Here is a 14,391-nt window from a genome sequence, read left to right on the forward strand (position 1 = left end):
TTGTATGAGCTAATTACATTATTTTTTGTAGTTTTGCTTTTTATTCGTAATTTTGCCTCAAAATAACAAGAACACTATGGAATATATAATAAATATTAGGGCACAAGGTTCAAAATTGAATGCTTTTTTAAACTTCATAGAAAGCCTTGATTTCGTCGAAATTTTCGAAGTAAAAAAACAAAATACAGAAACTATTACATCAGAGAAAACTGTAATCAAAGAGCAAAAAGCCTTTAAGAAAAAACTCTTTGATGCAATGCAAGAAGCTGAAGATGTACGTGCTGGAAAAAAAGAAGCTATCCCTTTTGAAAATTTTATCAATGGACTATAAATTTTATGTACTAAAAAGTTTTGAAAAAGAGGCTAAAGCTTTATTGAAAAAATATAAAAGTCTATCCAAAGACTTGGTAAAACTCCAAACAGAAATAGAAACAAACCCCCTCTTAGGCGTGAATTTAGGAGGTGGATACAAAAAGTTACGTTTGAATATTTCTTCTAAAAACAAAGGAAAAAGTGGGGGAGCAAGAGTTATCACTCACGAAATAATTATCAGTATTAAAGAAGAAAATGATACAAAATCAGTACTTTTTGTCTCTATTTATGATAAATCTGATTTTGAAAGTATTGACATAACTCTTTTAGAAAATTATGTCAATGAATTTCGAGAAAACGAAGTTAATAAATCCAAAGAAAAAAAATGAACAAACTAAATATCTTTCTTTTACTCCTCCCCCTCTTCACTTACGCTCAAGAAGATAGTGACGACGGATTGATTGCTACTTCTCAAGGCGCAACCTCTACGCTAACAACTATCGACAACCGTTATTTAGAAGATCAATTCTACGTTGGCCTCACCTACGATTATCTCGCTGGTAAAGCCAGCAGTGTTGTGCAACACAACCTCTCCCACGGTATCCACTTAGGTTTCATCCGCGACCTCCCTATCAACCAAAAACGCAATCTTGGGTTCGGCATAGGGTTAGGCTATGCTTACGATGTGGTGTATAACAATATGGTAGCCAATAGAACCTCATCAGGAGTTGTGAGCTACGAAATCGTTGAACACTTCCGAGATTTGAACATCAGCAAAAACTACTTCAAAACCCACGCTATCGAGATACCCGTAGAATTCCGCTTCCGCACTTCCACCCCCACATCTCACAAGTTCTGGAGAGTATATGCCGGTATGCGATTCTCTTATCTTTTAGGAGGCAGAAGCCTATACACTGCGAACGATATCGACACTTCTTTCCAAAACCCCGATATTGCTAAAAAATTTCAGGTAAAAGCCTTTGCCGCTTTTGGCTATAATGCACTGAATTTCTTCGTGCAGTACAATCTTTCTCCTTTGTTAAAAGACGTAAAAACTACTGATGGTACGAGCCTCAGTTCAAATGTATTACAAATAGGTCTTATCTTTTACATACTCTAATGGACGAAAATATCACACGCTGGCGACTCATCTTGGGTCAAGATGCAAATGCTTTAGGCGAAGTATCGCTTAACGAACAACAATCGCTGATGGACGCTACCCTGGCCGCCCTCTACGACGACACCGAGAACAATGGCAACGGCGGCGGCAAACGCTCGGCAGGTTTGGGCAACTCTGCTCCTAACTTAGCCAAGTGGCTCACCGATGTGCGTTCCTTCTTCCCCCCCGATGTAGTGAGCGTCATTCAAACCGATGCTATCGAACGCAAAGGACTCACCAAACTGCTCTTTGAACCCGAAACCCTCAAGAACGTAAAGCCCGACATCTCTATGGTGGGCACCCTAATGGCACTCAAAGACCAGATTCCTGCCAAATCCAAAGACACCGCCCGCGAGTTAGTCAAAGAAGTCGTCAATGAGATAATGAAACGTATGGAGCAAGACCTCCGCCGCGCCGTTACGGGCGCTCTCAACAAAAAAGCACATACCCCCATCGCCAATTTCTCATCAACCGACTGGAAACGAACCATTCAGCGCAACCTCAAAAACTACGATACCGCCACCAAGCGCATCATACCCGAAAAATTCTATTTCTTTGAGCGCACTCAAAAACAAAAAAACTGGACGGTAATCCTCGACATCGACCAAAGTGGGTCTATGTGCGATTCCATTATCTACTCATCGGTAATGGGTTCTATCTTTGCAAGTATGCCCGCCCTCGACACTCACGTAGTAGTGTTCGACACCGAAATAACCGACCTCACCGAAGCCTGCCGTCAAGACCCCGTCGATATGCTCTTTGGCGTGCAATTGGGAGGAGGAACCGACATCAATAAGTCTGTGGCATATTGCCAAACACTCATCGAGAACCCCCGCAAAACGATGTTCATCCTCATATCCGACCTCTATGAGGGAGGCGTACGCTCCGGACTACTACGTCGTCTAAACGAGATGCATCAGGACGGTGTAAAAGTATTGGTACTCTTAGCCCTTTCCGATAGCGGTCGTCCCGATTACGACGAAAAACTCGGCAAGGAAATCAGCAAACTCGGCATTGCCTGCTTTGCCTGCACCCCCGATCGTCTCCCCGAGCTCGTCGAAAATGCCCTCAAAGGCAACGACCTTAAAAAATTTGAAAGTAAAAATAATGAATCTATAAACTAATTTGCTAATTCTCTAATGTCCAAATTTGTTAATTTTCCACAGCTCCTCTCCGAGACCCTCCAAAAACTCAGATTTTTCACTTTTCTCTTCTTTGCCGTCTGACAAAAATTGGTGTAAATCTGTGCGAAACTTAAAAAATAACTTGATTGACAAATGTTTAACTAATTAATTTAATAATAAAAATGAAAAAAAGATTTTTTTGGATAATAGCAATAGGCTTTCTCACGCTTTCTTGCCTTAATTTTAAAAAAACAACATCTAACGCTATAACTGAAGAGATGCCTAAAAATATAACTCACAACCTCATTATTAGTTATAAAGACGAAACTGTATTAGAGGCTTTAAAAAAAGAAGTTAATGAATATAAGGCTGAAGTACTATATGAGTACAAAATCATAAAAGGAATCGCTATAAAAATACCTGACAACATTGATATCAGAAAAGCCAAAGCTCATTTTTCTAAGCTCAAAGGAGTTATAGAAGTAGAGTATGACTATATTAATTCACTAAATAACAGATAGTTAATCATGAAAAAACATTCTAAAGTTTGGAACGAAACTAAAACACACGACTCTTGGTCTATTTTTAAAATAATGGGCGAATTTGTACACGGCTACGAGCAGATGAGCTCCATAGGTCCCTGCGTATGTATCTTTGGATCAGCGCGTATCAAGCCCGAAAATCCTTACTACGAACTCACCGTACGCATCGCCCAAAAAATAGTCGACGAAGGCTTTGGCATCATCACTGGCGGAGGACCCGGCATTATGGAAGCCGGTAACAAAGGCGCACACCTCAACAAAGGCGTATCTGCCGGACTCAACATCGACCTCCCCTTCGAGCAAACCAACAACCCTTATATCGACCACGACAAGAACATCAAATTCAACTATTTCTTTGCACGCAAAGTAATGTTCGTAAAATACTCCAAAGCCTTCATCGCTATGCCAGGCGGTTTCGGCACCCTCGACGAACTTTTTGAAACACTCACCCTCGTGCAAACTCATAAAATCGACAAAATTCCTATTATCTTAGTAGGCACCGATTATTGGGGCGGACTTGTAGAGTGGATAAGAACCATATTGTTAGAGAAGTTCAACAATATCAGCCCTGAAGACTTGGATTTATTTCATTTGGTAGACACCGAAGAAGAAGTCCTCAAAGTTATCGAAGACTTCTATTTCAACAAACATCAATTAAAACCAAATTTCTAAAAACACTAGCGCTATCCAAAAAGTCTCAAAATCACTTTTGCGCCGCTACACTTTGGCAAAGTTTCACACTTTGCCAAAGTTGATTATAATATTCAATCATTCTTCACTTTTCCGTTTATTACCAAATTTTTTTATTTTTATCAAGTTATTTAAAAAGCGTATATAAAAACTTCCGCCTTTTAACCATAAAAAGAATTAAAATAAAATGTTAATTTTTTTTGTATAAATCACAAAAAAGATATACCTTTGCGGGGTCAAAACTAATTATTTATTATAACATCATTTATCAATAAAAAATGAGAACACATATCAGAAAAGAAGTTTCATCAATCACTCATCAGCCTGCTGGCTCTGTTGAGGAAACTCGCTTCGAGAAAATCCACAACATCGTTTTCTCGAACTCCGTAACCGCTTCAATTAGTGTCGCACACGAAATCGCCGACCTTATCAAAAAAAAACAAGCCGAAGGCAAAAAATGCGTATTAGGCTTAGCCACCGGCTCCTCCCCTGTAAAAGTCTACGACGAACTCGTGCGTATGCACAAAGAAGAAGGTCTTAGCTTCAAAAACGTAATTACCTTCAACTTAGACGAGTATTATCCAATGGAAAAACAGGATATACAAAGTTATTGGTACTTTATGCACGAGCACCTCTTCAACCATATTGATATCCCTAAAGAAAATATCAATATCCCCGATGGTACCGTATCTCACGACGAATTAGAAGCCTACTGCGCTAATTACGACAAAAAAATCCAAGATTGCGGCGGACTTGATTTCCAACTCCTCGGTATCGGTCGTACCGGTCACATCGGCTTCAACGAACCTGGTTCTAACCGCAATTCTGGTACCCGCATCATCACTCTCGACCACATCACCCGCTCCGATGCTGCCGAAACCTTCCACGGTATCGACAATGTGCCTCGTCAAGCCATTACAATGGGTATCCGCACCGTGTTAAAAGCTCACCGCATCGTATTGCTCGCTTGGGGTAGCGGCAAAGCCTCTATCGTAGCCAAAGCCGTAGAAGGCGATATCACTGCCGAAGTACCTTCAAGCTACCTCCAACTCCACGAAAACACTACTTTTGTATTAGACGAAGAAGCAGCCGCCGATCTCACTCGTATCAAAACCCCTTGGCTCGTTACCGATGTACAATGGAACGAAGACCTCAAAGCAAAAGCTATTGTTTGGCTTTGCGAACACTTGGGTAAAACAATCCTCAAACTCACAGATTCCGATTACAACGAGTACGGTATGTCCAAACTCTTGGCAGAATCAGGTCCTGCTTACGATTTGAACATCGCTATGTTCAACCGCTTGCAACACACCATCACAGGATGGCCAGGTGGTAAACCTAATGCCGATGATACCAACCGCCCTGAACGCGAACATCCTCACAAAAAACGCGTAATTATCTTCAGCCCTCACCCCGATGACGATGTAATTTCTATGGGAGGTACTTTCGACCGATTAGTTTCTCAAGGTCACGAAGTACACGTAGCTTACCAAACTTCCGGTAACTTTGCCGTATCCGACCACGAAGCGCTTAAATTCGCCGAAGTATTCAAAGATATAGCCAAAGAAAACAAAACTGAAGTAGCTGTAATCAACGAGATTATTAGCAACATCACCAATAAAAAATCCAACGAAATCGATAGCCTTCTCGTACGCCAACTCAAAGGTAACATCCGTCGCCACGAATCATTGGCTGCTACACGTTATGAAGGAGTGCCCGATAACCAAGTACACTTCCTCAACTTGCCTTTCTATGAAACAGGAGGTGTGAAAAAGAACCCTATAGGCGAAGCCGATATCAAAATCATTATGGATTTGATTGAAGAAGTAAAACCTCACCAAATCTATGCTGCGGGTGACCTCGCTGATCCTCACGGAACTCACAAAGTATGTCTCGATGCTATCTTTGCTGCTTTGAAGAACTTAAAACACAAAGATTATATGAAAGACTGCTGGGTATGGTTATACCGCGGAGCTTGGCACGAATGGGACATCCACGAAATCGAAATGGCAGTCCCTATGAGTCCAGCACAAGTGCTCAAAAAACGTCAAGCCATCTTCTTCCACCAATCTCAAAAAGATGGTGCTATGTTCCAAGGAGACGACTTGCGTGAATTCTGGCAACGCGCCGAAGCTCGTAACAGCGAAACCGCTCGTCGTTACCGCAATTTAGGCTTCGCCGACTATGCCGCTATCGAGGCTTTCAAACGTTACTTCTTCTAAGAAGGATACGCCTTAAAATACAAAATAAAAAGGGACTACCTGCGTAAGGTAGTCCCTTTTTAGATTTAACAAAATCTATAACCTATGAAAACATTTCTTTTACTTTTTCAAAGAACGACTTATCGTGCTTATCGGGTTTAGGAGCGAAATTCTCATCCTCCTGCATCTTTTTAAAGAAAGCCTTTTGCTCCTCGTTTAAGTGTTTAGGAGTCCATACATTCACGTGAACAATCAAATCACCCGTTGCGCGTCCTTGCAAGCTAGGAATACCTTTGCCACGCAAGCGCAATATCTTGCCCGATTGTATGCCTTCTTCTAATTTGATGCGCACTTTGCCCGTTACTGTATCTATTTCCTTAGTAGCTCCTAAAACAGCTTCAGGGAAACTGATATACAAATCGTAATGCAAATTATCGCCTTCGCGTTTGAGAGTTTCGTGTTCTTGTTCTTCAATAAGAATCAAAAGGTCACCAGCTACACTGTTCTTCACAGGAGCTTCATTACCCTTTCCATTCATATTCAGCTGAATGCCATCCATTACACCCGCAGGAATATTGATAGAGATAGTCTCTTCAATAGTTTTCAATCCTTGGGCATCGGTATCGGCACCGCGTTTATCAATCACTTCACCAGCACCACCACAAGCCGAACAAGTAGAGGCAGTTTGCATCATACCAAGCATTGTGTTCACTTGTCGTACCACTTGTCCGCGACCATTACACGTTGGGCAAGTTTTATAAGTTGTATCTTCAGCTTTTACTTTGCGGCGTACTTTTATTTTCTTTTCAGTACCTTTTACAACATCTTCCAAGGTAACTTTCACACGTATACGCAAGTTTTCTCCTTTCACATATACCTGCTGACTGCCGCCACCAAAACCGCCAAAACCACTAAAGCCACCCGAAAAATGACCACCAAATATATCGCCAAACTGACTGAATATATCGTCCATTGAGAAACCACCGCCCCCCATACCGCCTTCAAAGGCAGCGTGACCAAAGCGGTCGTACTGAGCCCGTTTGTTCTCATCGCTGAGCACCTCGTAGGCTTCAGCAGCTAATTTAAAATTCTCTTCAGCTTCTTTATCCCCAGGATTTTTGTCGGGGTGGTATTTTAATGCTTGTTTGCGGTATGCTTTTTTTATTTCGGCAGCCGTAGCTGTTTTCTGTATTTCTAATATTTCGTAGTAATCTCTTTTCATTTTAAACTTCTTATTGTGCTACCACTACTTTAGGAAAACGTATCACTTTATCACCTAATTTGTAGCCCGCTTGCACTACATCCACTATTCTACCTTTATATTCAGGCGATGGAGCAGGAATGAGTGTAATTGCATCGTGAATTTCACTGTCGAACACATCGTTAGGAGCAACGTCCATACGCTCTAAACCTTTAGATTTTAGCGTGTTTATAAGTTTGTTATAGATGAGTTTCACCCCTTCAAGTGTATTCTCATCTGCTGTTTTAGAGAGTTCCACCAAAGCACGGTCAAAATCATCTACTATAGGCAACATAGCTGACAAAATGTCCTTTCCAGCAGTAGCTATTAATTCTTCACGTTCTTTAATAGTTCTACGGCGGTAGTTATCAAACTCGGCAAACAGACGCAAATAGCGGTCTCTTTCCTTGTTGAAATACTCATCCGTTTTTTCAGGTTCGTTGGGGTCTTTATACATAATCTGCTCTTCCTCAGTAGGTTCTGAAGTATGAGCAGGTTCATCTTCTAATGGAGGTTGTTCCATCGGGGTTTCTTCCTCTGTTTCAGGCTCTTCTTCAAACGCTTCAAAGTCTTCATCCTCAAAAGGCTCTTCAGAATCCTCTTCTTCAGAATCCTCTTCTTCGGAGTCTTCTTCTGTTTCAGGCTCTTCCAATTCTTCCTCTGCTTCAGGTTCTTCTTCTTCAAAAGAGTCGTCGTCATCTAAATCAAAAGGCATTTCGTCCTCATTGAAGTCATCGAAGTTCTCATCTTCAGGAATTTCCACTGTTTCGTACATATCCTCTTCAGGAGTGTAATCCACAGGGTCTTGTTCAAATTCAAAATTGTCTTTGTTAATATCTTCAGTACTCATAATGATTCTTATTAGGTTTATTTCGTATTTTGATAGCAAACAATTTGCCATTTACAAAAACAGTGCCATTTTGGCAGTTTGAGCCACTCGTACAATTGCTTACCTCCACTCTATCCTACTGCCGTACGATTGTACTTCTTTCACAAAATCAGGAGTAATTTTCAAGTGCAGTTTGAGCACAATTTCATCTTCAGTTTCACTCATCACCTCTTGCGAAGAGTGTAAAGGCATCGCTTTGAGGTATTCAGCGGGGTTAGGTACAAAAGGCGAGTCGGTAGGTAACTTTTTAAAGGCGAGCACCACCTCTTCAGCTTGCGTACGCTCGTTGTCTACCCACGCCCCAAAACTATCGTCAAAAAAATGCTCTACCTCCTCCGGTACAGGATGCTGAAACTTCACCCCCCGCTCATCGTCTAAGTGCTTAATTCTATCCAAACCAAACACCCGCAACGCTTCCTTCTCCACATCCCACGCCAGCACATACCAGCGTCTTTGCGCTTCTTTTAGCAAATAGGGCTCTAACGTGCGCACCACTGGCTGTTTGTTTTTATCCCAAAACTTATAGTAATGCAACGCTACCTGTCGCTTTTCTTTGATAGCCCTAAGCAGCGGCGACAGATATTCCGTACCCGCAGGCAATCGCTTTTCAAACTGAATCACCTCGGAAAGATTGCCATAATTCTGCAAAGCTCTAAACACATCAAACGCTTCTAATAGATTTTGAGTATAGAGGTCGTTATCTTCTGTGATTTCGTACGCTTTAAGAGTGTTATTATACTCAATTTTTATGTGGTAGATTTTCTCAATTTCTTGCTTATCACGCAGAAAAGTACGATCAGTAAACGCCTCAACATCGCAATATTCCTCACTTTTTTGTAAAGCTTTTATCAAATCTTCATACGAATGAGGCTTCATACGCAGGCGTTCCACGATAAAACGGTGTCTTAAAAACTTCTTCATCTCATTATTTTTTGCAAATATACGAACTTTTTTCTTCGAGCGACAGTTTTTGTCGCTCTTGCTATCGACTTTTGCCCCAACAAATAACGATTTATATGAATATAGCCATTGTTGGGGGACGTGATTTTAGCGATTACACCCTACTGAAAGAAAGTATTTTAGCGTATATCAATACGCACGAAAAACCCGAAAACATCGTATCGGGTGGTGCTAAAGGAGCCGACACCCTTGCCGCACAATTTGCTGCCGAGATGGGTATTCCTCTCCTCGTTTTCAAACCCGACTATCAAAAGTATGGGCGTGGAGCGACCCTTGTGCGCAACACTCAAATCATCGAAAATTCCGAAGTGGTTTTTGCCTTCTGGGACGGACAGTCAAAAGGCACTAACGACAGCATTAAAAAAGCCAAAAAACTTGAAAAAGAGCTACATATCATCAAGTACAAACAAAGCTTTTTTACCTCTTAACTCTTACCTTAAAACATTGGGGAAGCCGAAAACCATATAGAGTAGGCACTCACTAAAAACTATAATAATATGATTTTAAAAATTGTAAATGGAAGATTAGATCTTCTCAGTGATTCAGGAGGTCGTATCAGAACGATTGCGCAAAGCAATGTAATTGACGCTGCTCTCAGCGATGATGAAAAATCTGTTTTAATCACCTACAGCAATGGTAGAACAGATCTTTGCAACGATTCTGGAGGACGTAAATCTACAGTTGTAGAAAGTAATGCTGTAAAAGCTATTTTCTACAATTCAGACATACTCATCACCTTAAAAAACGGAGATATGGAACTGAGAAACCAAAATGGTGGAAAGATAAGAAGCATTTAATTTACATTTCACAAGGAGTGCAAGCCTATAATAAACTTAGGCTTGTTACTCCTTCTAAAAAAGATTTAACAACAATGAAAATACAAAATAACGGTTTAGAAAATTATCCTAGAAGTCCTTATATTCCTAAGGTAGAACCCAATCTTTTCTTTGCAGGCAAAAAAGTAAAAACGTCCTACAAAGAGTACGAGGTACTCATAGACAACAACAACATTGGCTTAGGCAAATTTAAAAAAAATGTGGCTGTTATTCCTGAGGATATCATAAACCTTATCAAGGAATATGATGATATGGCAAGAGATTTTAGAACGAAAAAATCCCTTGATGAAACGACCAAAACATTGTGGCATAACATATTATTTTTCAGTGGTTGTGAATGCTTTGTAACTACTTACAACGAACAGGGGTTAGTAACGAGTTACGAAGTAGACGATTTTGTATTTGTTTTTAAATATAATGAACAGCAACAACTCACCGAATGGACTGCTACTATTTCGGATCAAATACCTTGTACATACAGTTTTTTGTACAATGAAAAAGGTTTGCTCTATAAAATTACAGAAAAGATCCCTACAGGTATTTTTAAAGAGTATTTATATGACGAAAAAGGCGATATGGTAGTCGTTATAGAAAATGGGGAAAATCCTGAAGAGTATAAATATAAGTACAACTCAAAAGGTGAATTAGTAAGCTTAAAACGTTATCGAAATGAGAGATTTATGTGGGAAGATTTGTTCCTATATGACGAGAGAGGCAATAAAACACTATTTTGTTCTTTCAGCGAAGAAAATGAAAAAAACGAAAGAGAAAACGAGCGAAAAGTATTTATCAATTCGTACAAAAATGGGCGTCTTGCCAAACAAGAAATTTTGTACTACGAGAATGGAGAGAAGGAGTTTTTATTCTTTGACGAACAAGGAAATGTAATTGAAAAACAGTACTTTGAAATCAAATATTACCGAGGGTTTGAATTAAAAGAAAGTATTAACTACCAATATTTTGAAGATAAGGTAAAATGCACTTACATAAATAAGTATGATGCGAAAGAAGTTATTATTTGTAAAGATATTAAGTGCACTGAAGAACCTCTTTATAAAAATCATTTTTCTAATTATAGTAATATTTGGCACAACGAAAATTTTTCTTCTTTAGCTATAAATAACCTAGACGATAACGAGAAAGAAAAGTTTGTACGCAACTACTCTCCTAATGGAGAATGGGAAACTATTTTCTATCATAATGGGAAACCGATCTATATCGTTAGAAAAGAGTGCAGTGTAGTCGAAAATTAATGCTTTTACACAGAAAAAGAATATAATATTAAAAACTTAAATTATATGTATACACAGCATTTTAAAGAGGCAGTAGCCTACTATAAAGCCAATAATCTATTTGTAGGGTATGGCAACCCTAATGGTAAAGTTTTGATAATCGGCAAAGAAGCTGCACACATTCCCCAAGAAGAGACTACCGAGAATTTAGAAAAGAAGAAAGAAGAGCTCTTCCAAAGTAATGTATCTCAATGGGAGCGCATACTTTCTACTAATGAAGTACCTAACTACGATAGTCAACGCCTCATCTCTCACGAACATCCCTTATATGCTTACGGCAATTAATATAATAGTTGGGATAAAAGCAAAAAAGGAGGAACTAGTTGTACCTATTTAAACTACGAAAAGCTCTACGAATAGCTATTTTTACAGGGAGAAAAACTTGAGAAAATCAACTTTCTAAAGGAGTTTTTCATCACCGAGTTCAGCGACTACCCTACTAAAGAAAGCTACAAAAATGAGGATATAGAAGCCCTTAGAAAACAGTCTATAGAAGAGCGTAAACCTCTCTTTGCAATGTCTTTTTTCAAAGAGTTCCCTATTATAATTGTTGCAGCTGGTAATTATCCAAGCTGTTACCACATTAATTTAGAACAAACTTTTGATATCGTTTTCCAAAAAGAAATAAAAGTAGGAAGAGACCGTTATTTCTTACACTTTAGTAAGGATAACAAACGTATTCTTATCTATACTCGACAATTAAGCAATAGCTTCTCTAAAGAGCTTATTCCTGCTATTGCTGCTGAGGCTAAAAAGTTTTTATAACAACGAGTTATATCTCTTTCTGTTGATAACTTTGCCTAAAAATAAAGAAATACTGGGGAAGCCGAAAACCATATAGAGTAGGCACTCACTAAAAACTATAATAATTATGAGTTTAATAGTTACATTTAAAAACGAAGTGGTTCGCATTTGTCCAAAAAATGCAAAGAAAATCGAGGCTTCTAAGAATAATAGAATTTCTTGGATTGGTCGCTACACTGGCAGTTATATCTTTAAAGATTTAACAGTCTCCGGTAATGAAATCTTAGCACAAACTGATAAAGGTTTGTACTGTTCAAAAAATGGAGGTTTATCTTGGATAAAACGCAGTTAAAACAACTGAGGAGGTTGCTTTTAAAGGGAACCTCCTCTTACCCAATATTTGTAAAACTAAAAAAATAAACAACAATGAAAATAAAAAATAACGGCTTAAAACGTCCTGATTCACCTTATATTCCTATAATGGAGCCTAATACTTTCTTTGCCAACAAAAAAGTGCAAACTACTTACAAAGAATACGAGGCAGTAGAAGATGAGAACAACACTGTGCGCTTAGGAGCATTTAAAGATTATGAACTTTTTATTCCTGAAACTATCCAAACACTTATTAGCGAATTTCGCGGAATGGCAGTAACTTTATATAATATAGATTCTTTTAATGATAAACCAGAAATAGAAAACTTTTTTGATATTTTTGATTATTCTCATAATAATAAATACTTTACAACAACTTACAACGATAAAGGTTTCATAACAAGCTATGAAATAGACAACATCCTCATTACTTTTAAGTACAATGAAAACGATCAAATCATTGAGTGGACGGCTACAATCTCAGGAGAAATACCTTGTACTAGAAAATTTTTGTACAACGAAAATAAACTCCTTAGTAAAGTGATTGATCCTCTCCCTTCAAGCAAAACCCAAGAGTGGTTATATGATGAAAAAGGTGATATGATAGCTATCCTAAAAAATGATGAAATCACTCAAAAATATGAATACAACTACAACCAAAAAAAAGAGTTAATAGGCGTAAAAGGTTTAAGTACTGAAGAATCATTCTTGTACGACGAAAAAGGAAATAAAGTACAATACAATATGTCTTATGATGGTAAAGTATATGAAGACTACCGAAAAGTATTTATCAATTCCTATGAAAAAGACATACTCACCAAACAGGAAATTCTAGATTACTATTATGGTGACAAAGAAGTACTTTTCTTCAATGAACAAGGAAGATTTATTCAAAGGTGCTTCTTTGAAGAGAAACCTTACCGAGATTTTGAGTTAATAACTACCACTAACTACCACTATTTTGAGGACAAAGTAAAACGTACTTATATAAATAAGTATATTGGAAAAGAAGTTATTGTTTGCAAAGATATTGAATATGCTAAAGAACCTATTTATAGAGATTGTTTTTTAAAGCACTATGGTGAAATTTGGGCAAACGAAAATTTTTCTTTTTTCGTTATGTATAATCTAAATGATATTGAGGAGATAAAGTTTGTGCGCACCTACCTCAATAATGGAGAATGGGAAACTGTTTTTTACAAATACGGCAAACCTGAATATATCATAAGAAAAGAGTGTACTATCGTAGAAAATTAGTATATTTGCACAATCAAACATAAAGTAATAACTAAAACAATAATAATATGAGCAAAATGTTTAAACAGCTATTAGAGATCATTGAATCAGATGAGTTCAAAAATAAACTAAATGAACTCAATGACAATTTCTTTAACCTAAAACAAGAAATTCACATTAGAAACTTGCTTGTTGAACTCTTCAACCAAAAACACAAAGAGCAAGGAAAAAGAGCAATTGCCGAGTACCCTCGCATTGCTAAAACTCGTGTAGATTTATCATTAATAGATAAGAATAACACAGAAACTCCTTTTAAAATAGAGTTTAAATATCACTTCCCAAAAGATAAAGGAGGTTTTTCAGAGTACCAAGAATCTATTCAGAAACACTTTAAGAATAGAAAAAGTAATGGATTTATACTCATTGTTTGCGACAGTAATGCTAATAAAAGAAAAGAATTTGAAAAAATTTGGCTTAGTAAAAAAACTAAGTTTTCAAAGCTATCATCAGAGGATAACATCTGGAAAGAAAATCTTCAAGAAAAGTTTAAGAATACTGCTGATTCTCAAGCCTATTTTTTTGAAATCACCGTAGAAAATCCTTTTGAAACCACTTATCACTTCTTTATCTTAGAAGAAAAACAATAAGACTTCCTACAAAACAAAAAACTCCCCAACGCATAATGCCTTGGGGAGTTTTTACTTATTATCTTTTCTATTTGTTCAATTCATCATAATTCATAATAAAAAAAGAGCAACTCTTTATCAGAATTGCTCTTTATAAGAAGGCGGCGA

18 protein-coding genes are annotated in these 14,391 nt (G+C 38.0%); 15 read left to right on the top strand and 3 right to left on the bottom strand.

The features are described 5' to 3' along the window. The first annotated feature begins 76 nt into the window (after positions 1-76). From Q0162_RS09430 to nagB, 7 genes are all read left to right on the top strand, one after another. Positions 77-331: a hypothetical protein gene (locus Q0162_RS09430; protein WP_297891071.1), complete on the top strand. Its 255-nt coding sequence runs from the start codon at positions 77-79 to the stop codon at positions 329-331. Next, complete coding sequence (locus tag Q0162_RS09435; RefSeq protein WP_297891072.1) at positions 321-701, top strand: toxin; 381 nt, start codon at positions 321-323, stop codon at positions 699-701. The genes Q0162_RS09430 and Q0162_RS09435 overlap by 11 nt, the downstream gene beginning before the upstream one ends. Then, complete coding sequence (locus Q0162_RS09440) at positions 698-1,432, top strand: porin family protein (protein WP_297891073.1); 735 nt, start codon at positions 698-700, stop codon at positions 1,430-1,432. Before Q0162_RS09435 ends, Q0162_RS09440 begins: the two co-directional genes overlap by 4 nt. Further along, positions 1,432-2,595: a VWA domain-containing protein gene (locus tag Q0162_RS09445; protein WP_002682152.1), complete on the top strand. Its 1,164-nt coding sequence runs from the start codon at positions 1,432-1,434 to the stop codon at positions 2,593-2,595. Before Q0162_RS09440 ends, Q0162_RS09445 begins: the two co-directional genes overlap by 1 nt. A 182-nt stretch (positions 2,596-2,777) precedes the next feature. Next, positions 2,778-3,116 carry a hypothetical protein gene (locus Q0162_RS09450; RefSeq protein ID WP_297891074.1) on the top strand — a complete coding sequence of 113 codons (339 nt, stop codon included), beginning with the start codon at positions 2,778-2,780 and terminating at the stop codon, positions 3,114-3,116. Positions 3,117-3,122: 6 nt separating this feature from the next. Next, positions 3,123-3,809: a TIGR00730 family Rossman fold protein gene (locus Q0162_RS09455; RefSeq protein ID WP_297891075.1), complete on the top strand. Its 687-nt coding sequence runs from the start codon at positions 3,123-3,125 to the stop codon at positions 3,807-3,809. Between the two features lie 296 nt (positions 3,810-4,105). Beyond that, on the top strand, positions 4,106-6,049 hold the full coding sequence (nagB, locus tag Q0162_RS09460) for a glucosamine-6-phosphate deaminase (protein ID WP_297891076.1): 1,944 nt from the start codon (positions 4,106-4,108) through the stop codon (positions 6,047-6,049). Positions 6,050-6,131: 82 nt separating this feature from the next. Here nagB and dnaJ read toward each other — a convergent pair whose 3' ends face one another. The 3 genes from dnaJ to Q0162_RS09475 form a co-directional block, all read right to left on the bottom strand. Beyond that, complete coding sequence (gene dnaJ, locus Q0162_RS09465; RefSeq protein ID WP_297891077.1) at positions 6,132-7,250, bottom strand: molecular chaperone DnaJ; 1,119 nt, start codon at positions 7,248-7,250, stop codon at positions 6,132-6,134. Between the two features lie 10 nt (positions 7,251-7,260). Beyond that, positions 7,261-7,920 (bottom strand): nucleotide exchange factor GrpE, encoded by a 660-nt coding sequence (locus tag Q0162_RS09470; protein ID WP_297891087.1) that lies wholly within the window; start codon positions 7,918-7,920, stop codon positions 7,261-7,263. A 297-nt stretch (positions 7,921-8,217) separates the two neighbouring features. Further along, positions 8,218-9,078 carry a WYL domain-containing protein gene (locus Q0162_RS09475; protein WP_297891078.1) on the bottom strand — a complete coding sequence of 287 codons (861 nt, stop codon included), beginning with the start codon at positions 9,076-9,078 and terminating at the stop codon, positions 8,218-8,220. A gap of 95 nt (positions 9,079-9,173) precedes the next feature. On the opposite strand from Q0162_RS09475, the gene Q0162_RS09480 reads away from it, so the two are divergent. The 8 genes from Q0162_RS09480 (at position 9,174) to Q0162_RS09515 (ending at position 14,244) form a co-directional block, all read left to right on the top strand. Beyond that, positions 9,174-9,545, top strand: coding sequence for a DUF2493 domain-containing protein (locus tag Q0162_RS09480; protein WP_297891079.1), 372 nt, complete (start codon positions 9,174-9,176; stop codon positions 9,543-9,545). A 69-nt stretch (positions 9,546-9,614) separates the two neighbouring features. Beyond that, the gene (locus tag Q0162_RS09485; protein WP_297891080.1) at positions 9,615-9,914 is read left to right on the top strand and encodes a hypothetical protein; all 300 of its coding nucleotides are present in this window, start codon (positions 9,615-9,617) and stop codon (positions 9,912-9,914) included. 74 nt (positions 9,915-9,988) lie between these two features. Next, on the top strand, positions 9,989-11,206 hold the full coding sequence (locus Q0162_RS09490) for a hypothetical protein (RefSeq protein ID WP_297891081.1): 1,218 nt from the start codon (positions 9,989-9,991) through the stop codon (positions 11,204-11,206). Between the two features lie 45 nt (positions 11,207-11,251). Continuing rightward, the gene (locus Q0162_RS09495; protein ID WP_297891082.1) at positions 11,252-11,530 is read left to right on the top strand and encodes a hypothetical protein; all 279 of its coding nucleotides are present in this window, start codon (positions 11,252-11,254) and stop codon (positions 11,528-11,530) included. A gap of 231 nt (positions 11,531-11,761) precedes the next feature. Further along, positions 11,762-12,010 carry a hypothetical protein gene (locus tag Q0162_RS09500; RefSeq protein WP_297891083.1) on the top strand — a complete coding sequence of 83 codons (249 nt, stop codon included), beginning with the start codon at positions 11,762-11,764 and terminating at the stop codon, positions 12,008-12,010. A gap of 106 nt (positions 12,011-12,116) precedes the next feature. Then, the gene (locus Q0162_RS09505; protein WP_297891084.1) at positions 12,117-12,341 is read left to right on the top strand and encodes a hypothetical protein; all 225 of its coding nucleotides are present in this window, start codon (positions 12,117-12,119) and stop codon (positions 12,339-12,341) included. Positions 12,342-12,415: 74 nt separating this feature from the next. After that, positions 12,416-13,618, top strand: a complete 1,203-nt coding sequence (locus Q0162_RS09510) for a hypothetical protein (protein WP_297891085.1) — start codon at positions 12,416-12,418, stop codon at positions 13,616-13,618. A gap of 47 nt (positions 13,619-13,665) precedes the next feature. Beyond that, the gene (locus Q0162_RS09515) at positions 13,666-14,244 is read left to right on the top strand and encodes a hypothetical protein (protein ID WP_297891086.1); all 579 of its coding nucleotides are present in this window, start codon (positions 13,666-13,668) and stop codon (positions 14,242-14,244) included. Positions 14,245-14,391 lie beyond the last annotated feature (147 nt).

Source organism: uncultured Capnocytophaga sp. (genome assembly GCF_937936315.1).
GTDB lineage: Bacteria > Bacteroidota > Bacteroidia > Flavobacteriales > Flavobacteriaceae > Capnocytophaga.